At 68.8% G+C, this 21,716-nt stretch carries 20 protein-coding genes; 13 read left to right on the forward strand and 7 right to left on the reverse strand.

Translation table 11 applies throughout. From position 1 onward, the window contains the following. Positions 1 to 132: 132 nt before the first annotated feature. Genes ACFCZF_RS27960 through ACFCZF_RS27970 form a run of 3 tightly spaced genes read right to left on the reverse strand, consistent with a single transcriptional unit; the run spans position 133 to position 2,741 of the window. Entirely contained in the window at positions 133 to 729 is a 597-nt protein-coding gene (locus tag ACFCZF_RS27960; protein WP_376673970.1) for a MarR family winged helix-turn-helix transcriptional regulator, read from the reverse strand. A 57-nt stretch (positions 730 to 786) separates the two neighbouring features. Further along, on the reverse strand, positions 787 to 2,262 hold the full coding sequence (locus tag ACFCZF_RS27965; protein ID WP_376673971.1) for an aldehyde dehydrogenase family protein: 1,476 nt from the start codon (positions 2,260 to 2,262) through the stop codon (positions 787 to 789). Then, complete coding sequence (locus tag ACFCZF_RS27970; RefSeq protein ID WP_376673972.1) at positions 2,259 to 2,741, reverse strand: nuclear transport factor 2 family protein; 483 nt, start codon at positions 2,739 to 2,741, stop codon at positions 2,259 to 2,261. The genes ACFCZF_RS27965 and ACFCZF_RS27970 overlap by 4 nt, the downstream gene beginning before the upstream one ends. Positions 2,742 to 2,934: 193 nt before the next feature. Here ACFCZF_RS27970 and ACFCZF_RS27975 point away from each other — a divergent pair, with 193 nt between their 5' ends. Then, entirely contained in the window at positions 2,935 to 3,777 is an 843-nt protein-coding gene (locus tag ACFCZF_RS27975; protein ID WP_376673973.1) for an alpha/beta fold hydrolase, read from the forward strand. A gap of 33 nt (positions 3,778 to 3,810) precedes the next feature. Here the strand turns inward: ACFCZF_RS27975 and ACFCZF_RS27980 are convergent, their stop codons facing one another. Next, positions 3,811 to 4,515 carry a GntR family transcriptional regulator gene (locus tag ACFCZF_RS27980; RefSeq protein ID WP_376673974.1) on the reverse strand — a complete coding sequence of 235 codons (705 nt, stop codon included), beginning with the start codon at positions 4,513 to 4,515 and terminating at the stop codon, positions 3,811 to 3,813. A 139-nt stretch (positions 4,516 to 4,654) separates the two neighbouring features. Here ACFCZF_RS27980 and ACFCZF_RS27985 point away from each other — a divergent pair, with 139 nt between their 5' ends. The 5 genes from ACFCZF_RS27985 to ACFCZF_RS28005 all read left to right on the forward strand — a co-directional run bounded on the left by ACFCZF_RS27985 (position 4,655) and on the right by ACFCZF_RS28005 (position 11,858). Next, a complete protein-coding gene (locus ACFCZF_RS27985; RefSeq protein ID WP_376673975.1) occupies positions 4,655 to 7,021 on the forward strand; it encodes a SpoIIE family protein phosphatase in 2,367 nt (788 codons plus the stop codon). Positions 7,022 to 7,315: 294 nt separating this feature from the next. Continuing rightward, positions 7,316 to 8,731 (forward strand): MFS transporter, encoded by a 1,416-nt coding sequence (locus tag ACFCZF_RS27990; RefSeq protein WP_376673976.1) that lies wholly within the window; start codon positions 7,316 to 7,318, stop codon positions 8,729 to 8,731. Between the two features lie 103 nt (positions 8,732 to 8,834). Continuing rightward, a complete protein-coding gene (locus ACFCZF_RS27995) occupies positions 8,835 to 9,383 on the forward strand; it encodes a TetR/AcrR family transcriptional regulator (RefSeq protein ID WP_376673977.1) in 549 nt (182 codons plus the stop codon). A gap of 350 nt (positions 9,384 to 9,733) precedes the next feature. Next, on the forward strand, positions 9,734 to 11,167 hold the full coding sequence (locus tag ACFCZF_RS28000; protein ID WP_376673978.1) for an MFS transporter: 1,434 nt from the start codon (positions 9,734 to 9,736) through the stop codon (positions 11,165 to 11,167). Between the two features lie 79 nt (positions 11,168 to 11,246). Beyond that, positions 11,247 to 11,858, forward strand: a complete 612-nt coding sequence (locus tag ACFCZF_RS28005) for a nuclear transport factor 2 family protein (RefSeq protein ID WP_376673979.1) — start codon at positions 11,247 to 11,249, stop codon at positions 11,856 to 11,858. A gap of 111 nt (positions 11,859 to 11,969) precedes the next feature. On the opposite strand, the gene ACFCZF_RS28010 is transcribed toward ACFCZF_RS28005, so the two are convergent. Beyond that, a complete protein-coding gene (locus ACFCZF_RS28010; RefSeq protein WP_376673993.1) occupies positions 11,970 to 12,563 on the reverse strand; it encodes a TetR family transcriptional regulator in 594 nt (197 codons plus the stop codon). A 161-nt stretch (positions 12,564 to 12,724) separates the two neighbouring features. On the opposite strand from ACFCZF_RS28010, the gene ACFCZF_RS28015 reads away from it, so the two are divergent. The 5 genes from ACFCZF_RS28015 to ACFCZF_RS28035 all read left to right on the forward strand — a co-directional run bounded on the left by ACFCZF_RS28015 (position 12,725) and on the right by ACFCZF_RS28035 (position 18,040). Then, positions 12,725 to 13,294 (forward strand): flavin reductase family protein, encoded by a 570-nt coding sequence (locus ACFCZF_RS28015; RefSeq protein WP_376673980.1) that lies wholly within the window; start codon positions 12,725 to 12,727, stop codon positions 13,292 to 13,294. A 92-nt stretch (positions 13,295 to 13,386) separates the two neighbouring features. Next, on the forward strand, positions 13,387 to 14,589 hold the full coding sequence (locus ACFCZF_RS28020; protein ID WP_376673981.1) for an acyl-CoA dehydrogenase family protein: 1,203 nt from the start codon (positions 13,387 to 13,389) through the stop codon (positions 14,587 to 14,589). A gap of 57 nt (positions 14,590 to 14,646) precedes the next feature. Then, positions 14,647 to 15,654, forward strand: coding sequence for an amidohydrolase family protein (locus ACFCZF_RS28025; RefSeq protein WP_376673982.1), 1,008 nt, complete (start codon positions 14,647 to 14,649; stop codon positions 15,652 to 15,654). A 53-nt stretch (positions 15,655 to 15,707) separates the two neighbouring features. After that, positions 15,708 to 16,514 carry an SDR family NAD(P)-dependent oxidoreductase gene (locus tag ACFCZF_RS28030; protein WP_376673983.1) on the forward strand — a complete coding sequence of 269 codons (807 nt, stop codon included), beginning with the start codon at positions 15,708 to 15,710 and terminating at the stop codon, positions 16,512 to 16,514. A 92-nt stretch (positions 16,515 to 16,606) separates the two neighbouring features. Then, positions 16,607 to 18,040 (forward strand): aldehyde dehydrogenase family protein, encoded by a 1,434-nt coding sequence (locus ACFCZF_RS28035; protein WP_376673984.1) that lies wholly within the window; start codon positions 16,607 to 16,609, stop codon positions 18,038 to 18,040. 15 nt (positions 18,041 to 18,055) lie between these two features. Here ACFCZF_RS28035 and ACFCZF_RS28040 read toward each other — a convergent pair whose 3' ends face one another. Beyond that, positions 18,056 to 18,691, reverse strand: a complete 636-nt coding sequence (locus ACFCZF_RS28040; protein ID WP_376673985.1) for a TetR/AcrR family transcriptional regulator — start codon at positions 18,689 to 18,691, stop codon at positions 18,056 to 18,058. A gap of 84 nt (positions 18,692 to 18,775) precedes the next feature. On the opposite strand from ACFCZF_RS28040, the gene ACFCZF_RS28045 reads away from it, so the two are divergent. Next, on the forward strand, positions 18,776 to 19,720 hold the full coding sequence (locus ACFCZF_RS28045; RefSeq protein ID WP_376673986.1) for an aldo/keto reductase: 945 nt from the start codon (positions 18,776 to 18,778) through the stop codon (positions 19,718 to 19,720). Positions 19,721 to 20,355: 635 nt separating this feature from the next. Here the strand turns inward: ACFCZF_RS28045 and ACFCZF_RS28050 are convergent. Further along, a complete protein-coding gene (locus ACFCZF_RS28050; protein WP_376673987.1) occupies positions 20,356 to 20,814 on the reverse strand; it encodes a MarR family winged helix-turn-helix transcriptional regulator in 459 nt (152 codons plus the stop codon). A gap of 327 nt (positions 20,815 to 21,141) precedes the next feature. Here ACFCZF_RS28050 and ACFCZF_RS28055 point away from each other — a divergent pair, with 327 nt between their 5' ends. Further along, a complete protein-coding gene (locus tag ACFCZF_RS28055) occupies positions 21,142 to 21,714 on the forward strand; it encodes a nuclear transport factor 2 family protein (protein ID WP_376673994.1) in 573 nt (190 codons plus the stop codon). The last annotated feature ends 2 nt before the right edge of the window (positions 21,715 to 21,716 follow it).

The following is a 21,716-nucleotide window of genomic DNA, read 5'->3' on the forward strand; positions in this document are numbered from 1 at the left end:
GAAACTAGTTCTTGGCGTCGGGGTTTTTGGGGGGGGGGCCCCCCCCACAGGCCGGCTAAAAAGGGGGAGGGGGCGGTTTGGGGGGCGGGAGGGGACCGCTCCTTTTTCGTTCCCCCCCCGCTCAGGCGCACGTCAGCTGACGGACAGTGCCGCGTTCACCACCCGGTCGGGAAGCCCGAGCTGCCGGTGTTCGCCGTCGGGGCGCAGGCTCTCCAGCAGCCGGTCGAGCAGTTCCGCGAGGGTGCGCTGCTGCTGGGGGTCCAGGCCGGCGTAGAACTCGTTCATGAAGTACATGTGGTTGGGCAGGAACCGTCGCATCAGTGCGTCACCCTGCGCGGTCGTGCTCACCACGTAGGAACGGCGGTCGTCCGCGCTCGGCTTCTTCGAGACCAGTTTGCGTGTGCGCAGACCGTCGACGACCGAGGTCAGGTTCGCGGCCCGCACGGACACCGACTCGGCCAGCGCGCCCATGGTCATCGGCCCCGCCGAGCGGTGCAGCACCGTCATGACGTTGAACTGGGTGGTGTTCATCTGCAGTGGCTCGAAGTCGAAGTGCGTGGCCCTGACCAGCGCCGCCGTCGTGCGGTGCAGCAACAGGGTCAGGGCCAGCGGCACCTCGTCGAAGTGCTCGCCCGCCTGGGCACGGGCGCGCACCAACTGCTCGGTCACCTCGGCGTCCGTGCTGCGGAACACCCCTGCCTGCGGCTCGGCACCGCTCGTGTCTGTCAAGGCTTCCCGTTCCCTCATCACCCAGGCGGATCTGCGCCGTTCGCGGACTCGGCCCCGTCACCGGTAGTCGATGTAGACCGTCTTCCATTGCGTGTAGAACTCGCGCGCCGCGCGTCCCTGCTCGCGTGAGCCGGAAGAGCTGGCGCGCATGCCCCCGAACGGTACCTGGAACTCCAGCCCGGCGCTTTCCTGGTTGACCTTGACGACGCCGGCCTGAACGCGGTCCACGAACCGCAGCGCGCGGCCCAGATCCGTGGTGAAGAGCGCGGCGGTCAGCCCGTACGGGGTGTCGTTGGCCTGGCGTACGGCGTCGTCGAAGTCCGCGGCGGGAAGCACCGCCGCCACCGGGCCGAAGAGCTCTTCGCGCGCGAGCAGGTTCTCCGCGTCGCAGCGGTACACCTCCGGAGCCATGTACCAGCCGCCGTCCGGAACGTGCCGAGGTGCGGTCAGCCGATCGGCGCCGGCCGCCTCCCCGGAGCCCAGCAGCTCACGTACCCACTCGTACTGGCCCTGGGAGACGAGCGGTCCGATGACGGTCTCGCGGTCGAGCGGATCGCCGACCTGCCAGGACTCCGCCTTCGCGACGAGACGGTCGGTGAACTCGGGCAGGACCGATTGCTCGACGATCACACGGGACGTGGCGGTGCACTTCTGCCCGGTCGACAGGAAGGCGCCGCGTGCCACCTGGTCCGCGGCATGGTCGAGGTCGGCGTCGGCGAGCACGATCGCAGGGTTCTTGCCGCCGAGTTCCAGTTGCACCGGCGTCATAGCCGCGGCCGCCGTCCGGGCTATCCGACGACCGGTCGCGGTCGAACCGGTGAAGGAGACGGCCGCGACCTGGTCGTGCCCGACCAGCACGTCGCCGACGTCCTGCCCGTAGGCCAGGACGGTGTTCAACACGCCCTCGGGCAGGCCCGCGTCGTGCAGCGCGCGCGTCAGGTGCCAGGAAGTCAGGGGAGTCAGCTCCGACGGCTTCCAGACGACGGTGTTGCCGTACGCGAGTGCCGGCGCCATCTTCCACGCGGGGATCGCGAGGGGGAAGTTCCACGGGGTGATCACAGAGACCACGCCGAGCGGAACGCGCCGTGCGTAGAGCATGGTGTCGTCGCTGTGGGACGGCACGGTCTCGCCGTCGGGCGCCAACGCCTCGGCCGCGTAGTAACGCAGGATCGCGGCCGCGCGCTTGACCTCCCCCTCGGCCTCGCCGAGTGTCTTGCCCTCCTCCCGGGCCAAGTCGTGGGCCATCCCTGCGGCGCGCTGCTCGACGAGGTCCGCCGCGCGACGCAGCACTTCACCGCGTGCCGGCGCCGGAGTGGCCGCCCATCGCAGGGCGGCCCCGGCCGCGGCGGCCACCGCCTTCTGGGCCACCTCGGAATCGGCGCGGGTCCAGCGGGCGACCACCTCGTCGCGACGGGCCGGGTTGAGGTCGTCGACCCGTTCCCCGGTCGTGTGCTCGATTCCGTCGATGACCGAGCCCAGGACGGGTGTGCGGTCCGCGACGGTGGCGTCCCGCTGCGGTGTGCCCCCGCTCATCGGCGCGGCTGGTTCGAGCGCTGCACGGGGGAGACGAGCGGATAACCGCGCCCCGCGTAGTCGAACCCGCCCAGCTCCACGGTGGTCGCCTCGGCCGGCGCAGGTGCCGCGTAGTAGGCGCGGATCTCGGAGATGAGGCCGGTGTCCGGGTCGAATCGGTACCACTCGTCGCCGCGCAGCATGACGCCCGTACCGGACCGGAAGTGGGTCCACTCGATGGCGGCGGTCCCGGTGGACTCGTCGCCCACGAAGTTGTCGACGGTCCACGACGAGCCTGCCGCGTGAACGGTGTCGACCCAGCGCTGAGCGATCACCTCGGAGTCCACGAAGGGACCCGGTGCGAACGCCGGGCTGCCCGCCGGGAAGTAGTGCACCGCGCTCGGGACGAAACACGCGGTCATCGCCGCCGCGTCCGCGTCGTTGCAGCCGGCGAAGTAGCGCTCGATGAGCGTGCGCATGTGCTCTCGGGTCAGATCCATGTCAGAACTCCCTGTAGTGCCTGTCCGTCCCTGGCCGTCCAGTCAGTACGGCGAAGGGGAAACTAGTTATGTGACAGAAGTATTCTGCACCCGGTCCTTGCCGTCGGTCAATGTATTGACCGCTTCCGGATGGGCTGGCAAGGTGCTACTGCAACATAACTAAAGTTCTCGAACTAGAGACGGGACTCGACTCATGGCATCAGCGGCCAACTCAGGCAATCCCGAGATCGGCGCGACGATCAGGGGGAACGGGATCGACACGAACTACCACGACGAGGGCTCGGGTTCGCCGGTTCTGCTGCTTCATGGCTCCGGTCCCGGGGTGTCGGCGTGGGCGAACTGGCGACTGACGATGCCCGTGCTCGCGAAGCGACACCGGGTACTCGCGCCCGACCTCGTCGGCTTCGGGTACACCGAGCGGCCGGAGGGGACCGTCTACGACAAGGAGCTGTGGCAGGCGCACATTCTGGGCTTCCTGGATGCGCTGGGAGTGGAGCGCGTCTCGATCGTCGGCAACAGCTACGGCGGCGGCCTGGCGATGGCACTGGCCGTCAATCACCCCGAGCGCGTCGAGAAGGTGGTGCTGATGGGCAGCGCGGCCCTGCATTTCGAGATCACGCCCGCCCTCGACGAGATCTGGGGCATGGAGCCCACCGTCCCGGCCATGCGCCGGGCGCTGGACCTGTTCGCGTGGGACCGGAGCCTCGTGACCGACGAGCTCGCCGAGGTGCGCCATCGGGCGTTCGCCCGGCCGGGTGTCCACGAGGCCTACGCGGCGATGTTCCCCGAGCCGCGGCAGCGTTGGGTCGACGCCATGGCCTCCGACCCCAAGGACGTTGCGCGGGTCCAGCAGCCGACTCTGGTCATCCATGGCCGCGAGGACCAAGTGGTGCCGCTTTCCGCGTCTCTCGAAATCTTCGGCCTGCTACCGCATGCCCAGCTCCACGTCTTCGGCCGGTGCGGCCACTGGACACAGCTCGAATACGCGGACCAGTTCGCCGAGATCGTAGGCGGCTTCCTGGCCGCGTCCCGCTGAGGCGATCCGCTCGACGCATCCGGCGGGGGGCCTTCAGTCCTTCTGTGCCGGCTCGGCACTCTTCCTCATGGCGTCGACGACGACATTGGTGGCCTGCTGGTTGTGCTCGTCGTTGAGCCGGCACGCCAACTCGGTGTCCCGGGCGATCACGGCCTCGAAGATCGCCTTGTGCTCGGCGGCGGCGTCGCGGCGATCGTGGCTGTAGTAGAGATGCAGTTCGGCCCAGTGCTGATAGATCGTGATCGCCATCGACCCGGCCAGGGCCGTGGTCATCTCGATCAACCGCGGGCTGCCGCACGCGGACATCGTGGCGGCATGGAAGTCTCCGTGCGCCTGCATCCAGTCCGGATTCAGCTCGTCGGGCGCGTCCAGGGTCACGGGCGTGTGAGCCAGGCGGTGATGAGCGGCCACCAACTCGGTCTCCCACGTCAGATCGCCCGCCTCGATCGACCGCCGCAACGCGGCTCCCTCCAGGAGCACGCGAACCCGCGTCGCGTCCGTGATGTCGTCAATGGAGAAGTCGACCACTCGGAAGCCGTGGTGCGGTGCGGCCTGTACCAGTCCTTCACCGGCGAGCCGGCTGAGTGCCTCCCGAACCGCGTTGAGCCCAACCCCTCGCTGGGTGGCGAGGTGCCCGGGGCGCAGCCGCTGGCCCGGTGCGAAGCGGCCCGCGAGGATGTCGCCTCGCAGGTGTCCGTAGACGTCGGCCGTCAGCGAGCTTTTCTGTGAAGAGATCATAGAAATTATTCTAGGGGCACACCATTGACTAGCAGCCATGAAATGGATTTTGTTCCGGGCTGTGGTGTGTGGGGAGGCGAGGGCCGGAGCGTCAAGAGATGATGGGATCACCGGCCACGTGAGAGGCGGTGGGCAGCCCATGCGTGTGGGCACGGCGGACCATGGCGGGCAGCCCCCCGAGGCCGCTGCCGCACTGATCAACCACAGGGGAGTGGTGATCGGCTGGTCGCATGCCGCTGAAGTACTGCTGGGACGACCCGCGGCAGCCGTGCTCGGTCGTTCCGTGCTGCGGCTGCTGGCCGGACCAGGCGCGGCGGGCACCGGCACCGTGGCGGACATCGGTACGGTGGAGTTGCTCTGCGGGTCAGGAGCCACGGTAAAGGTCCGCTATCGGGCCGAGCGGCTGGGGGGACTCTCGGCGGTCCTGCTGCTGGCCGTGGAGGCCGAACAGGCGTCCGAGACCGAGTGGGCCGAAGCCCTGTCGCGAGCCTTGCTGGCGCAGGACCGCATCGGGTTCGTACTGCGCGACACGGACCTCGCCGTCGTACGGACGAACATCGCGCAGGGCGGGTTCGCCGGCCCGCCCATGTCTGTGGGCAACAAGCTCACCGAGGTGATGCAGGCCTCCGACGCCGCCAGTGCGGAAGAACCCCTGCGTAACGTGCTGGAGACCGGCGTGCCGTTCGCCGGGCGCGAGCAGCGGGTCAGGTCGACGCGCTCGCCGTTCGACGAGTGGTCCTTCTCGGTGTCCGCCGTCCGCGCGGAGAACGCGAGCGGACAGCCCTTGGGTGTGGCGGTTCTGCTCACCGATGCCACGGAACACTGGAGAGCCGCTCGACTGCGTGGGCTGCGTCTTCGTGCATCGGCGCGCATCGGGGGCACGCTCGACATCGAGCGTACGTCCCAGGAAGTGGTCGACCTGCTGGTGCCGGACTTTGCCGATTTCGCGTGGGTGGATTTGGCCGAAGCCGTCCTCTCAGGAGATGAGCCGCCCAGGATTCACGGCGGTGGCGACCTCCATTTGCGCCGGACGGCCGTGCGCAGCAGGCAGGATCCCTGGCCGTCCGAACTGCTCCAGCCCGGCAGCGTCGTTCCTCCCTTCCCGGACCGACCCCTGGTGCGCCGTATTCAGGAGGGTCACACGCTTGTCGTCGACCGGGAAGATCTGGTACGAGGCCTCGCTGGCCCCGATCACGTCAAGGTCGCAGTTCCTGAGGGTGGCCACTCGTTCGCTGTGTCGCCGCTTTCTGCGCGCGGCCTGCTGCTGGGGGTGGTGGTTGCCTGGCGCGCCGAGCGGATGGAGCCCTTCGACGAGGAAGATGCCGCCCTGCTGACCGAGGTCGCCGCTCACACGGCTCTCGGTGTGGACAATGCCCGCCGTTACACGCGGGAGCACCGGGCCGCTGTGTCGCTGCAGCGGCGGCTCCTCCCGCACGCCTCCACCTCGACTCGCGTCATGGAGACGACGGGCGCCTACATACCGGCGGCGGGCGGCGCCGAGATCGGTGGCGACTGGTTCGACGCGATCGAGCTTCCCTCGCTGCGCACCGCCCTTGTGGTCGGGGACGTTACCGGACACGGCCTGCACGCCACCGCCACCATGGGGCGCCTGCGTACCGCCGTGCAGACGTTGGCGGTCCTGGAGTTGCCCCCCGACGAGCTGCTCACCCATCTGGACGACCTTGTCATGAGGCTGGCGGACGAAGCGGAGCCCGCACATCGCGACGCCGTCGGCGCCACCTGCCTGGTCGCTCTGCACGATCCGGTGGCCGGAACCTGCACGATCGCCGCGGCCGGTCATCCACCGCCGCTCATGGTCGGGCCCGACGGGACTTCCGGGCCGCTGCCCGTGAGACCGGGGCCGCCCCTCGGGGTGGGCGGACTGCCGTTTGAGACGAGCACGGTCGACGTGCCGCCGGGCAGCGTCCTCGCCCTGTACACAGACGGCCTGCTCGAGCGGTACGGCACGGACATCGACGGCGCCATCCGTGACCTGGCGGACCGATTGAGGAGGCTCCAGGGCGCCGGCGTCGAACTCGCGCCGCTCGCTCGGGCACTCATGACAGGTACCGGAAGACAGACGGATCGTGATGACGCCGCCTTGCTGCTCGCGCGTCCCTCGCCGCTGGAGCCGGACGCCGTCGCGGACTGGGAATTCCCGGCCGACCCCTCGGCGGTGGCGTCGGCTAGGAGCGCGGCGAGCGCCCAACTCGCCGCGTGGGGGCTAAAGGACTGCGCGTACGTGACGGAGCTGATCGTGAGCGAGCTCGTCACCAACGCCATCCGCTACGCGGGCGGACCCGTCGGCCTGCGTCTCATCCGCGACGACGTCCTCTTCTGCGAGGTCAGCGACCCCAGTAACACCCAGCCGCGCCTGCGCCGCGCCCGTACGACCGACGAGGGCGGCCGGGGCCTGTTCCTGGTCGCCCAGCTCAGCCGCCGGTGGGGGAGCAGGTACGGACAGAGGGGCAAGACCATTTGGGTCGAGCAGGAAACGTCGATCTGAGGCGGTGAGCCGTCGTCCCTCGGTCGTGTGATTGAACCTTGGATCATCGCAGGGGCAGCGGTAGTCGCTGATGCCGTCCGTCGTGTGCAATGTATTGACGGTCCGATGATGGACTCTTATGTTGATTGGCATTCAAGAGACGGCGTACCCACCCAGTAGTACGTCTGTACTTCTGTGACCTGGAGATCCTCCGCGCACCGCCGCGGTCATGTGAACCCGGGTACGTGCTCGTCCACTCTCCTCACAGGCCCGGCCCGGATCCCGCATCGCGGGAGTCGTGCCGTAGGGAGCACCATGTCGTCATCCGCAAGCGCTCAGCCCGGCAGTCGGACGGCCCCCGCGCGTAGACGCAAGGCCGTCGTCGCGGCCGCGTCCGGGTTTCTGGGCACGTCCCTCGAGTACTACGACTTCGTCATCTACGGAGTCGCCGCCGCCCTCTTCTTCGGGCCGGTCTTCTTCCCGACGGACGACGAGGCGATGGGCACGCTTCTCGCCCTCGGGTCCTTCGGTGTCGCGTACGCCGCCCGGCCGCTCGGCGCCGTCGTATGGGGCCACTTCGGCGACAAGGTCGGCCGCAAGGAGGTGCTGCTGCGGATCCTCCTGCTCATGGGCGGCTCGACGTTCCTCGTGGGGTGCCTGCCCGGCTACGAGACCCTGGGCATGGCGGCACCCGTGATCCTCATCCTCCTCCGGCTCCTGCAAGGACTGTCCGCCGGCGGGGAAGCGGCCGGATCAGCGGCGCTGGCACTGGAACACGCCCCCGATCACCGACGCGCCTTCTACAGCAGCTGGACGCTGTGCGGAGCCAACTTCGGCAACTTCCTCGCCAGCGTCGTCTACATCCCCATCACCGCTCTGCTGCCGCATGACTTCATGATGACCTGGGGCTGGCGCATCCCCTTCTGGGCCAGCGCCCTGGTGGTCGTCGTGGCCTACATACTGCGCCGACGCACCGAGGAGCCCGAGGTGTTCACGGAGGTCAAGGCCCACGACGTCGCCGCGAAGCTGCCGATCGCAGAAGTGTTCCGCAACGACTGGCGCAGCGTGATCCGTGTGACCCTCGGCTCGACCTTCATCGTGGTGAACTCCCTCTTCGCGGTGTTCGCGCTGTCCTACGCGACGAACGAGCTGGACCTCAGCAGGTCGTCGATGCTCCAGTTGATCGCCGGCGTCAGCCTCTTGTCGATCGTGACGCAGCCCCTGTTCGCGATCCTGGCGGACCGGATCGGCCGCAAACCCGTGTTCCTGACCGGTATCGCGGGCAGCGGGGTGTGCGTGTTCGTCTTCCTGCACTCCCTGTCCACCGGGAACTGGACGATGATCTACGTGAGCGGTTTCGTCATGATGGGTCTGTTCTTCTCCATGGGCAGTTCCATCACTACCGCGTTCTTCCTGGAGCAGTTCCCGGCGCGGGTGCGCTACTCGGGCATGGCGGTGAGCAACATGCTCGGCATCCTGGCGGCCGGCTTCCTTCCCGCTGTCGCGCAGGGATTCGTGGCCGACGACCCGCACAACTGGATGCCCGTCGCCTGGCTGGCGGCCGGCTTCCTGGTGGCCGCCGGCTGCGCGATTCTGACGGCCCCCGAGACCGCGAGGATTCCGACCGCGGACCTCGGCAGGAGGATTACGGCCGACGCGTCCGCTCGCCGGACGACGCCCGCCACCCCGCCCCGTCCGGACGAACTCGTCGCGGAGTCGGAGAGCCGCTGACCGCGGTGAGGCTCTCAGCTTCCCGGAGCTAGACTGTTGAGCGGCGTTCACGTCTCGGCGAAGCGCTCGGCCCAGGTCGCGTTCTGGAGGAGGTCAGGCTCGCATGCCGCGGAACCGGAAGCAGATCCCGCGCGAGGAGCGAGCGAGTGAGATCCTCACCGCCGCGACGGAGGTCTTCCTCCGGCAGGGCTTCGACGGTACGACAATGGCGGACATCAGCCGTGCGGCCGGCGTGGCAGCCGCCAACGTCTACTGGTACTACCCGTCCAAGGACGATGTCTTCGCCGCCGTGATGGACCGCATGCTGAGCAGAGAGATCCGGGCCCTGGAGTACGAACTCCACGGCCTGGGTCCGCTGCCGACGCTCATCCGGGGCCTCACCGACATGCGCGCCTTTCGCGGCCTGCACCAGGCGATGCACTACCGGATGCGGGAGTCCGACGCCGTTCGCGATGCGCACGACAGGTTCCTGTCGTGGTTCAGAGGCAACGTGGACCGCGTACTCGACGAGCATCCCGACCTGCCCGATCGAGCGATGATCGCGGACATTGTCGTTTCCCTCTTCGAGGGCGCCAACGCGGCCGAGCCCTCGCCGCGGCCGGCGAAGGAGATGATCTCCTTCGTGCTGCACGCGCTCCTGGACCAGTCGTAGCTCTGTTCGTGGTGCGGCGTCATCCGGGGGCACCTGCCTGAGCGCAGGGACAGCCGTATGGTGAGCCGCCGATTCGTCATGTTGAATCGGCGTCCACCCCTTGACCTTCTCTTAAACTGCCCTCAACATCGGTGTAATCATCATGCCGATTAGCCGGTGAATGGCCGCCAGTGGTGGGAAAGCCCCCGTGGCGAACAGCGCCCGGACGGAGCAGCTCCGTCACGGGCCCCTGACCGGATCGTCGCTCGCGGCCACAGATCTCCGCTCACTTCAGCGCAATGCGTGGCGCGGTCGCGCGCCGGCTGCTCGAACCCCGTCTTCTCATCCGGACTCAAAGAGGAGTGTGTCGCATGGCAAGTCGATCAGGGGGCGAGCGCAGGTCGCGCAGCCCGTGGTGGGTCGTCGTCGGATGCGGTACCACCCAGGCGGTCGGCCCGCAGCCGCTGATCATGGGCACCTTCAGCCTGTTCATGGTCCCGATCGCCACCGCCGGGGCGGGCGCGGACTGGAGCCGGGCGTCGGTGACGGCGGCCTTCACCTTCAGTTCGGTGGGCACGGCAGCAGGCCTGTTGGGTGTCGGCTGGCTGCTGGACCGGTTCGCCCTGCGCTGGATCCTCGTACCCGCCTGGCTGCTGTACTGCCTGAGCATCGCCACGCTCGCCGTCATGCCCCACCAGCTGCCGCTGTTCTATCTGCCGTACTTCCTCATCGGCCTCTTCGGCAGCGTCTCGTGGATTCCGCTCTCCAAGGCCGTGGTCAGCTGGTTCGACAACAAACGCGGAACCGCGCTCGGCCTGACCGCGGCCCTGATGGGGGTGGGGTCGACCCTTCTGCCCGCGCTCGCCGGTTTCCTCATCTCCTCCGCGGGCTGGCGCGGTGCCTACGGCTGGCTGGCACTGCTCGCGCTCGGTGTGGGGCTCACGATGATCCTCACCCTGATCCGGGTCAGCGCCGAGCGGAGCGTGCGGGGCCGGCTCGTCACCGAGGCCCCGGAGCGGGATCAGGCCGTCGACCTCACGCTGCCCGGACTCACACTGCGCCAGGCCCTTTCGGGACGGCACTTCTGGCAGATCGCCTTCGTGCTCTGTCTGGCCAGCATCCCCGTGGTGGGCATCCAGGCGAACATCGTTCCGATGATGACCGACCGGGGCATGGACTCCGCCCGCGCGGCCGTGCTGCTGTCGGTGTTCGGCCTGGCCTCGATCCTCGGCCGTGCCGCGGGTGTGCTCCTCGACTGGCTGCACGGACCGGTCGTCGGCGCGGTGGCGCTGCTGTGTCCGGTCGCGGGCGTGGGTCTGCTCTTCCTCGACTCCTTCGCGGCGGCCGCGCTCGGCGTGGGGCTGGTCGGACTCTGCTCCGGCATGGAGATCGACATGATGGCGTTCTTCGTCAGCCGCTACCTCGGTACCCGCCGCTTCGGAGCGATCCTCGGAGTGCTGCAGCCGGCGATCCTGCTCTCCATCGCCTGCGGCCCGCTCCTCGTGGGGATCGGCTACGACCTGCTCGGCAGCTACGAGGCAGTGATGCCCTTCCTGGCCACGGTTCTCGTCGTCTGCGCGGCCACCATCCTCTTCCTCGGGCCCTACCGGTATCCCGCGATCGCGGATTTCGACCGGACCGCAGCCCGGGACGAGATGACCGCCGCCGACCGACTCGCCCGCGTCGCAGGGCAGGAGGGGGACGGTCCGAGCGACGGCAAGGGCCGCGGCGCGGCAGCGGCCGAGGTGGAGAAGCCTGAGCACGACAGGCCGGAGGAGCCGGTCACGCGTGGCCGTCGGGCCTGAAGGTCCAGGACCGCCTTGGCGTGCGCCGAGCCGTCGGGAGGTACCTGGCGGCAAGCAGACAAGCAGAAAGGTGCGAACGATGCAGCAGACGGGCTCTCACACGGGTACGGGCGACGACGCCTCGGCCGTCTCACAGGTCGTACTCAGGGAACGGCAGGGCAGGGATCGCGGCTGGTGGGAACAGATGGCCGCGTTGTACTGGCCCGACTCGACGGTGCGGCTGAGCGCTTTCCACGGCGACGGGCCCGGGTTCGTGGAGCATTCGAAGCGGCTGTTCGCGCGGGGCGCCAGGCCGGTGCACCAGATGTTCGCACCCGCCGTGACGGTGCGCGGTGACAAGGCGCACGCCGAGGCGGGCACCCTCGCCTGGTCGACGACGGAGGTGGACGGAACACCCGCCAACTGTCAGACGATGATGCGGTTGAACTACCGACTCGAACGCCGGGGCGGCGAGTGGCGCATCGTCTGCCTGGACGTCGTCTACCAGTTCGCGTCGATCGCGCCCGTCGCTCCCGGCGTGCCGCTCACCATCCCGCCGGCCGAGCTGGCGCGGTACCGGCCGTCCTATGCGGTCCTCGCCTGGCACATGGCCCGGCGCGGGATCGTCGTCTCGGACGACGAACTCGGTGACGACCGTCCGGAGGCCCTGGAGGCTTTCTACGCCGAGACCCTTGCGTGGTTGGAGAAGTGAGAGGCCGTCACTGAGGACGGTGTGAGACAACGGTCGACGGTGCCGAGGACGTCCTCGGCACCGTCGACCGCGTTCGGCTTTCCGGGGCGTTCCCGGTCCGCCCGTCCCTGGTCACCGCGCCCGGAGGCCGTCCAGCAGCAGTAGGCAGGTGTCGTCGAACTCCTGCTCGATGCGGGAGCTGTGCCACTCCTCCGCATGCGCCGGATGGTGGAAGCGTGTGGTGGCACCGAAGATTGCCCGCGCCGTCGCCTCGGGATCGCTGGTCGCGAAGTCACCGGTCGCCGCGCCGTCGGCGATGATGGCGCCGAGCTGTCCGATCAGGTCACCGACGTGATCGGTGACCACGTCGCGGTGCTCGGCCACCAGCATGCAGTACGTCGCGAAGAGCTCCGGGTCCGCCGCCGCCGTCGCCCGTTTGACGGCGAAGACCGTCCTGAGCCAGGCGTGCAGCCGCTCGTGCGGGGGCAGGGAGGTGTCCGCGACGACCAGGGCGGGCTGACCCTGGGTGCGAATGATCCATCGGCGGGTGACGGCCTCACGCAGCGCGGCCTTCGACTTGAAATGCCGGAACACGCTCCCGGGGCTGACCCCCAGGGCTCGGGCCACGTCGGCCACCGTGGCCTTGGCCGGGCCGTGACGCCGCAGTACCTCTTCCGTGGTCGCCAGGATCGTCTCGGCGCTGAGCTGCTGGGTCGTGTCCATCAGGTGCTGCCCCCGTCGTGGATCCGCATGCGGTGCACAGTACACGAATAACGACTGACGAAAATCGAAAAGCGTCATTGACAGGTGTGCGAGACCTTCCTATGTTGAGGGGCATTCGAGGCGGCCGTTCAGGCGGTTCCGTCTCCCGACACGAAGAAGGGTCGGTGGTCCAGGTGTCTGTGACCGATCAACTACCCGTCGACACCGAAGCTCTCGCACAGAACCGCTTCCGGGACGTCATGGCGGCCAGCCCGGCTCCGGTCACGGTGGTGACCACGCACGGCCCCGACGGCCCCGCGGGTGCGACGGTCAGCGCGTTCATGTCCCTGTCGCTCGAACCCCGCCTGGTGGTCGTCGCCCTCGACCGGCGCTCGCGCGTCCTGTCGCTGGTGGAGGCCACCGGCTCCTACGGAGTGAACCTGCTCGCGGCCAACCAGAGCAGTCTCGCCCTCCGCTTCGCCCGGCCGGGCGCCGACCGATTCCAGGACACCAGGTGGCACCACGACCACGGGCTGCCGCGCATCGAGCACACCGCCGGCTGGCTGGCCTGCGACCTCGCCGAGGTCGTCGACGGCGGCGACCACAAGATGCTCGTCGGAGCGGTCACCGACGTCTCCTGCTCGCCGCGTCCGCCGTTGGTCTACAGCCATCGCCAGTTCGGCACCCACTCCAAGGCCCAGCAGCGGCACCGGACGCCGATCGAAGCCCAGATCGCAGCACTCACCTACTGCTGAGGACGGCCGCCGGCCACTCGCGCACGCCCCGGCACACACCTGCCCGCGCCCGTCTTCGCACCTCGCACCTCGCACCGAAGGAGTACCCCACCATGAACGACCTGGCCGAGCCGACGACGATCCCGACCGACGCCGAACTCGTGGCACGCGTCCACGCCATCGGCGACATCCTGCGCGGCAACTCCGCCGAGGGGGAGCGGAACCGTCGAGTCGTCGAGTCGTCGATAGCGGCCCTCACCGACGCCGGGCTCTTCAAGCTCGCCGTGCCCCGCCGCTACGGCGGCTACGAGACCTCGATGAAGACCCTGCTCGACGTGACCAGCGCGGTCGCCGAGTACGACGGCGGTACGTCGTGGGCGGTCAGCCTGATCAACGTGTGCAACTGGACCACGGGCCTGTACCCCGTCCAGGCGCAGGACGAGGTCTGGGGTGACAACCCGGATGCCAGGGTCGCCGGCGTCTTCGCACCCACGGCCGAGGCCGTCAAGGTCGACGGCGGCTACCGGGTCACCGGCAAGTGGTACTACAACTCCGGCTCTTGGCACGCCGACTGGGCCATCCTGGGCTTCCCGCAGACCGACGACAAGGGGGAGGTGCGCGACTACAGCTTCGCGCTGATTCCGAGGTCGGAACTCGAGTTCGAGGACACCTGGTTCGTGGTGGGCCTGCGTGCCTCCGGCAGCAACTGCCTCATCGCCAAGGACGTGTTCGTCCCGGAGCACCGCATCCTGTCCGCGACCCAGGCCAACGAAGGACACTGTCGCAACGAGTTCGCGCCGGACGAGCCGCTGTACCGAGCGGCGTTCCAGCCGGTACTCGTCCTCGTCCTGATCGGACCGCAGCTCGGCCTGGCCCGTGCCGCGCTGGACATCGTCCGGTCCAAGGCGGAGTCCAGGAGGGTGCACGGCACCGTCTACGAGCGGCAGACCGACTCGGTCGCCTTCCAGCTCCGCATGGCCAAGGCCGCGATGACCGTGGACACGGCCCATCTGCACGCCTATCGGTCCGCCGAGGCCATCGACCGCGCCTCGCGCCACGGCGTCTACCCCGGCTTCGAGGCCCGGGCGCAGGTCATGGCCGACACGGCGTGGGTCGCCGAACATGCGCGCGAGGCCATCGACATGCTGCTCACCGCACACGGGGCGGGCAGCTTCGCCGAGAACAACCCGCTCCAGCGTATCTGGCGCGATTCGGCCGTGGCCGGGCGCCACGCGTTCGTCACGCCGGACGTGCGCTACGAGATCTTCGGCAAGGCGATGCTCGGCGTCCAGGATCCCGTCGTCCCGCTGGTGTGACCGGTTGCCCCAGTCGCGGTCAGAGATCGGTCGAGACGAAACTTGAAGGAGAGACTCATGACGCCCATGACAGAAGCCGCGACCGGGAACGTCTCACCCCCGCGCATCGTGGCCGTGGAGGAGCACTTCCGCACGCCCGAGCTGGAGGCGGTGCTCGCAGGCCCGGAACGACTGTTCTCCCGGCATCTGGCCGACAAGCTTGCTGAGTTGGGTGAGCGGCGGATCGAGACCATGGACCTGGCGGGCATCGACGTGACGGTGCTGTCGTCCTCGGCCCCCGCCATCCAGTCGGCCGAACCGCGGCAGGCGACAAAGATCGCTCAGCAGGTGAACGACGCCCTCGCGGACGCCGTCGCCAGGTACCCGGCACGCCTCGCCGGATTTGCCACGCTGGCCACGCCCGACCCGCGGGCGGCAGCCGGCGAACTGGAACGCGGGGTGCGCGAGCTCGGTTTCAAGGGCGCCATGATCCACGGCCACACGGATGGCAGGTTCCTGGACGACCCGTTCTTCTGGCCGATGCTGGAGGCGGCCGAGGCCCTGGACGTCCCGGTCTACCTGCATCCGACCGTGGCTCCGCAACCCGTGATGGACGCGTACTACTCCGGGCTTCCCGAACCGCTCGGCATGATTCTCGGCACCGGCGCCTGGGGCTGGCACGTCGAGACGGGTATGCACGCCATGCGCATGATCCTCGGCGGGGTGTTCCGGCGGTTCCCCCGCCTCCAGCTGATCATCGGGCACCTGGGAGAGGGACTGCCGTTCTTCCTGGACCGGGCCACGAAGGTCCTCCGACGGCCCTCGCCCGACCTGGCCGAGCACTTCGAGCACTCCTACCGGAACAACCTCTACCTCACGACCAGCGCCTTCTTCACCGACGCACCCCTGCAGTGCGCGCTCGCCGTGACCCCGCCGGAGCGCATCCTCTTCGCCACCGACTACCCCTACAGCGACGCGAAGGAAGGGTGCGACTGGATTCGTACGACGTCGGTCGTCGACGAACCCACGCGCGCGGCGATCATGCACCGCAACAGCGAGCGCCTGCTGGGGCTGCCCACCGCATGACGGCGCACGCACCGAGGAGACGCAGAACCGAGGGAACACAGAAAGGAATACGTATGGATCTCGACGGCAAGACAGCGTTCATCACCGCCGGAGCCGGCGGCATAGGAAGGTGTGTCGCAAACCGGCTGAGCCTGCGGGGCGCCAACATCGTCATCGCCGACATGGACGCCGCCGCGGCCGCGGCCGCCGCTGCCGACCTGCCGTCCGCGATCGGAGTCGGCTGCGACGTCCGTGACGACGAACAGGTGGCGCACGCCCGTGACGCGGCCCTGGAGCGCTTCGGCGACGTACACCTCGTCATGAGCCACGCCGGCATCACCGTACCGGGCCCGCTGGGGGATCTGCCGGAGTCCGAGTGGACCCGGATCCTCGACCTGAACGTCGTCGGCATGGTCCGGGTGCTGCGTGCCTTCCTGCCCCACCTGACGGCGCGCGGATCGGGCCACGTCGTCCTGACCTCCTCCAGCCTCGCGCTGCTCTCCGGTCACCCGCTCAGCCCCATGGCGGCCCCGTACATCGCCTCCAAGGCGGCGGTCATCGCACTGGCGCAGACGGCGGCCACCGCCCTGGCACCGCACAACATCCAGGTCACCCTGTTCGCGCCCGACTACACCGACACGGCGTTCAACCGGCGGCCCGCCGGCGCCGCCGCCCCCGCCAACCCCCCGGCCGCCCTCATGCCGTACGCCAAGCAGACCCCGGAGCAGGCCGCCGACGCTCTGATGTCCGGCCTCGACGAGGGACGCTTCCTGGCCTCGGCCACGCCCGACCACGAGAGGCTGCTCCGGCTTCAGGCGGAGGCACTGCTCGACCCCGCGGCCATGACCACGGCGTACGCGTCCACGGCCGGCGGTCGCTGAAGGCGGCAGATGTCTCAGCCGTTCCGTCCTCAGGACCCATCCCTCGCACCCACGTCGCATCCACGCTCGGCAACATCGTCCAGGAGCACCGAATGAGCACACAGAACCGGCTCGACCGTACCGACCTCTACATCGGCGGCAAGTTCGTCGAGGCGGAGTCGACCGCCCGGGTCGAGGCGATCAACCCGGCGACGGAACAGGTCGTCGGCAGCGTTCCCGACGCCTCCGAGACGGACGTCGACCGGGCGGCAGCGGCGGCCCGCCAGGCGCTCGACGGCTGGCGGCGGACCAGCGGAGCGGAGCGGGCCGCCGTTCTGACCGCCGTGGCCGACGCGCTCGCCGAGCGCGCCCCGGAGATCGCCTCCCTCGTCACCCGCGAGAACGGCGCACCCAAGTGGTGGGTCGAACGAGACGTCAATGTCGCGGTCCTCAGCTATCGGCAGGCCGCACGGGACGCGGCCGAACTTCAGCCCGAGCAGCTCGTCGAGGACCAGCTCGGCCGCACCCTGCTGCGCCGCGAGCCAATCGGCGTCGTGGGCGCCATCGCCCCCTGGAACTCGCCCAACGCCCTGATGGCGTTCAAGGTGGCCCCCGCATTGGCCGCCGGTTGCACCGTGCTCGCCAAACCGTCGCCGGAGACATCGCTGGACACCTATCTGCTCGCCGAGGTCTACGAGCGTGCCGGGCTGCCGGCCGGTGTGGTGAACATCGTGACAGGTGGACCGGGCACCGGCGCCGCCGTGGCCGCTCACCCCGGCGTCGACAAGGTGTCCTTCACCGGTTCCACGGCCTCCGGGAAGGCGGTCGCCGCAGCCTGCGCCCAGAGCCTCAAGCCGGTTACCGCGGAACTCGGCGGGAAGTCGGCGGCCGTTCTGCTCGACGACGCCGACATCGACGAGTTCGTCGACTCCATCCACCGCGAGTGCCTGCCCTACTCGGGGCAGGCCTGCTACTCCACCACGCGAGTGATCGTTCCGCGCTCCCTGCACGACGAGGTCGTGGAGCGGGCGGTCGCGGCCCTGGCGGACACGCCCTTCGGCGATCCGGCGGACCCGGCGACCGTCATGGGCCCGCTGGTCTCCGCCCGGCAGCGCGACCGTGTCGAAGCCCACCTGCGCAGCGGCGTCGAGCAGGGAGCACGGGTCGTCCTCGGCGGCGGGCGTGCCCCGGGCTTCGACACCGGCTTCTACATCGCACCGACCGTCTTCACCGGTGTCACCCCGGACATGCGGATCTTCGCCGAGGAGATCTTCGGCCCGGCTCTCGTGGTCTCGTCCTACGACACGGAGGACGAGGCGGTCGTCCTGCACGACGCCACGGAGTACGGGCTCAGCGGCAGTGTCTTCAGCCGGGACAAGGACCGGGCCACGGCGTTTGCCCGACGCCTGTCGACGGGCCAGGTGCTCGTCAACGGTCGGCGCGGCACCCCGAACGTCGTCCGCGACATGTACAAGAGCAGCGCGCTCGGCGGCGGCGTGGACCGGGTGGAGGGTTTCCTGCTGACGAAGGCCATCTCACAGCCGTAGACGGTCCGTGGTTCGTCAGTGGTCAGGCCGGTCGACCGCACTGGTGGGAATGCGAAGCCCGTCGACGACGAGGTCCAGCAGCCGGCCGGTCTGTCCCGAGGCGTCACCAGGCGTGATGGTGACGAACACGCCGAGCAGCAATGCGGTGACGTCCTCCGGGGCGACGTCGGGACGCAGCGTGCCCGCTTCGGATCCGGCCGCGAGGAACGTGGCGATCGACTTCGTCACGCGCTCGCGGGTGGGACGTGCGATGCGTCCCGACGCGAATCCGGCGCGCAAGGTGTCCATCATTCCCTGTTTGGTCGCGACGAACATGGCATAGCGATCCATCCACGTCCGGAGCGCGAGGTCCGGAGGGAACTGCGCCAGCAGAGCGGAGACGTCGGCCGTGACGTCGGCGAGTTCGGCGGCGTAGACGGCGTCGACGAGGTCCTCACGGGTGGGGAAGTGTCGGTAGAGCGTGCCGATGCCTACTCCGGCCCGACGGGCGACGGACTCCAGCGAGACCGGTCCGTCCGCCTCTCTGAAGATCTCCTGGGCGGCGGTGATGAGCCTTTCGCGGTTGCGGCGCGCGTCGCGGCGGGTCGGCCTGCCGGCGGCGTCCGGCGAGTCGGCCGGTTCGCGGGCGGGCACGGATTCGGACCGAGGCAAAGCGGAGGCCCCTCCGTTAATGTTACGGTGAACAGAACGGAGGGATCTCCGTTTCTCCGCAATACTCTCATAAGGCAGGTCCCGATGACTTCTGAGAACAACCTCCACTTCCAGGACGGTCCCGCCGGCTCGTCGGGACCCGGTGGCACCGGGCGGTTGGCGGACCGCGCCGTCTCCCGTGTCGGCTACGGGGCGATGCAGCTGGAGCGTCTGCGTGCCGACCGTGGTGCCGCCGTAGCCCTGCTGCGGCGGGCCGTGGAACTGGGCGTGGATCATGTGGACACGTCGTACTTCTACGGAAACGGCTTCGTCAATGGCGTCATCGGCGAGGCACTGCGCCCCGAGGACGGCGTGACGGTCGTCAGCAAGGTCGGTGCAACACCGGATCCCGGTGGTCCGTACCCGCTGCGGCCCGCGCAGCGACCGGAGGAACTGCGGGCCGGTGTCGAGGACAACCTGGCCAGTCTCGGACTGGAGCAGATCCCGGTCGTCAACTTGCGCCGCATGGACTCGGGACCCACGATCAGGGCCGAGGGCGACCAGGTGGTCCCCCTTGACGACCAGCTCGCCGAAATGACCGCGCTGCGCGACGAAGGCAAGATCGGCGCGATCGGGCTGAGCAGTGTGACCCTCGACGGACTGCGCCGCGCCCTGCCGGCCGGGATCGCCTGTGTGCAGAACGCCTACAGCCTCGTGGCCCGCGATGACGAGGACATGCTGCAACTGTGCCTGCGGGAGCAGATTGCCTGGGTGCCCTACTTCCCGCTCGGCAGCGCCGTTCCGGGCCTGCCGAAGGTGACCGACGAGCCCGCCGTGCGCACGGTCGCCGAGTCCCTGGACCGCACCCCGGCCCAGGTCGGCCTGGCCTGGCTGCTGCACCACGCGTCCAACGTGCTCCTTATCCCCGGCACGGCCGACGCCGGGCACCTTGAGGCGAATCTGGCAGCGGGCTCAATCGTGCTCGACGAGGCGGCCCAAGCCACGCTGAGCGCTGTCGGCTCGCGTTCGCTGGAGTTCCCGAGCAACTGACGCGGGCACGTTCCTTCTGATGCGCGAGCCGTCACGCCAGGATCGGACGACAACGAGGTCCTGGGCGACTGGAGCACCGGCCGAGAAATGAGCAGGGGGGCGTGTGAGGGGAAGCAGCCCCACCTGCTTGCCAGGTCGGTACGCCTCGGCAGCGATCACCGGGGCGCGTCGTACCGCGTTCGTCAGTCTCCACCGAGTCAGGTCAGCGTCTGGTGATCCAATTTCGGGACGGCGGGCGAAGCCCACTCGGCCTCGAAGAGGCCCGCCCTTTCGACGACGACGGCAAGACCAGCACCTGCAGAGGGTGGAATGCCTCGCGGCAGGAGATCCCGTTGACAGCGACGGTCTGGCGTTTGTCGGGGCCGCACTCCTTGGGGCCGATGAAAAGCGGGGGTACGGAGCGGTCGAAAGCCTATGCTGCCTTCGCAGATGCATCGACTGTGACTACGTGCACACCAGGTGCCAGCACTCGTCCTGAAGCGGTCCTGCGTGTCGAGGCGTACATCTCGGCCCTCAACATGCCGCGTACGCCGTCACGGTATGGCGGACCTCAGCAGGCACCATCACGCGGTCATGTTCTGCGCAGCTCGTACCGGCTGAGTCGTGACGGGGCCTGGTGCGTGGCGCCACGGTGTCTACTGCCGAGGGGCGGCGAGCGCTTCGAGAAGCTCCTGGATTTCCGGGAGGCGTGCGCCCATGGGGGCGATCAGATGGTTCCTTACCGCGCTTGCGTGGATGGGGCGTGCGGTTTCGATAGCTGTCTGACCGGCGGGGCGCATGCCGACTTCGACACCGCCGGGGACCTTGGTCCGGGCGAGTAGCTCGCGGGTTTCCATGCGGGTGAGCTGGTGGGAGAGCCTGGTGCGGTCCCATCCGAGGGACGTGGCGAGTTGATTCTGCCGTAGCGCCCCGCCGGCGTCGTCAATGCGGATGAGAATTCCGATGTCTGCGCCTGAGAGACCGGTAGCGACGGTGACGTCCTCCAGGACACGCGTCCGTACCGCTTCCTGCGCGCGCTTCCATGCGTACCAGAATTCGCGCTCTTCGCTTGTGAGTCTCGCCCCATCAAGCGCGTCCTGTGGAGATACCGGCATTGTCGATCACATCCCAACCTGTGTACTTGCCAACAGTAACTCACCGCCCTGCGGCAACGGCGTTGCCGGGCCTCGTCTTCGCTCGACATCGTCGCGCCGCTGTCGGGTGTCGCAGCACTGGAGCGGCTCCTCGGCATGCGCGTGGGTGGAGTCTCGGTGAGCCTGATGAGGAGGCGCGCGCATGTCGCTCGTGAGCTGCGAGGTGGAGCCCGAGTGTCCCGTCGGCGACAGGCAAGCACAACGCGCCCCTGTTGACATGTCACCTCTGCTGCGCTTAGCGTTGATTTATCAACAAGCGTGAGGAGCGGAATGAGTCAGTTGAACAGCGTGACGGAGATCGGCCAGCTGGTCCTTCGCGAGCGGCAGAGCAGGGTTCGCGCCCTGACTGACCAGCTCATGGCGTGCTTTCACGAAGACGCCACGGTGGAGACGAGCTGGTCGCAGGGAAGCGCGCAGGCGTTCGTCTCAGGCGCTGCGGCTCGGTCGGCGAGCAGCGGCGCGATCATCAACCGGGTCGGTGCACCTGTCATTCAGGTGCACGGTGAGCGCGGCTTCGTCGAGCTGCCGTCGACCACCACGCGGTGGATTCCGGTGAACGGGACGGAGGCGGTGCTGGTGTCCTTCATGCGTCTGCTGTACCGCGTCGAGCGGCGCGACGGTGTCTGGAAGATCAGTGCGCTGCACTCAATCAACGAGGGCGACACGCTGGATGCCGCCGTACCTGGCCAGGACCTGGAGGTGGACCCCTCCGCTCTTGAGGGCTTGCGTCACTCCTACCGCTACCTCGCGTACACCCGGTCTCTGGACGGCGCGGACGTCAGTCCGGACCTCTACGGCATCGACAGGCCGGACGAGCTGGACGCGCTGTACGCCGATGCCACGGCATGGCTGAAGGCGTGAAC

The organism is Streptomyces sp. NPDC056296, from assembly GCF_042268605.1.
Classification (GTDB): domain Bacteria; phylum Actinomycetota; class Actinomycetes; order Streptomycetales; family Streptomycetaceae; genus Streptomyces.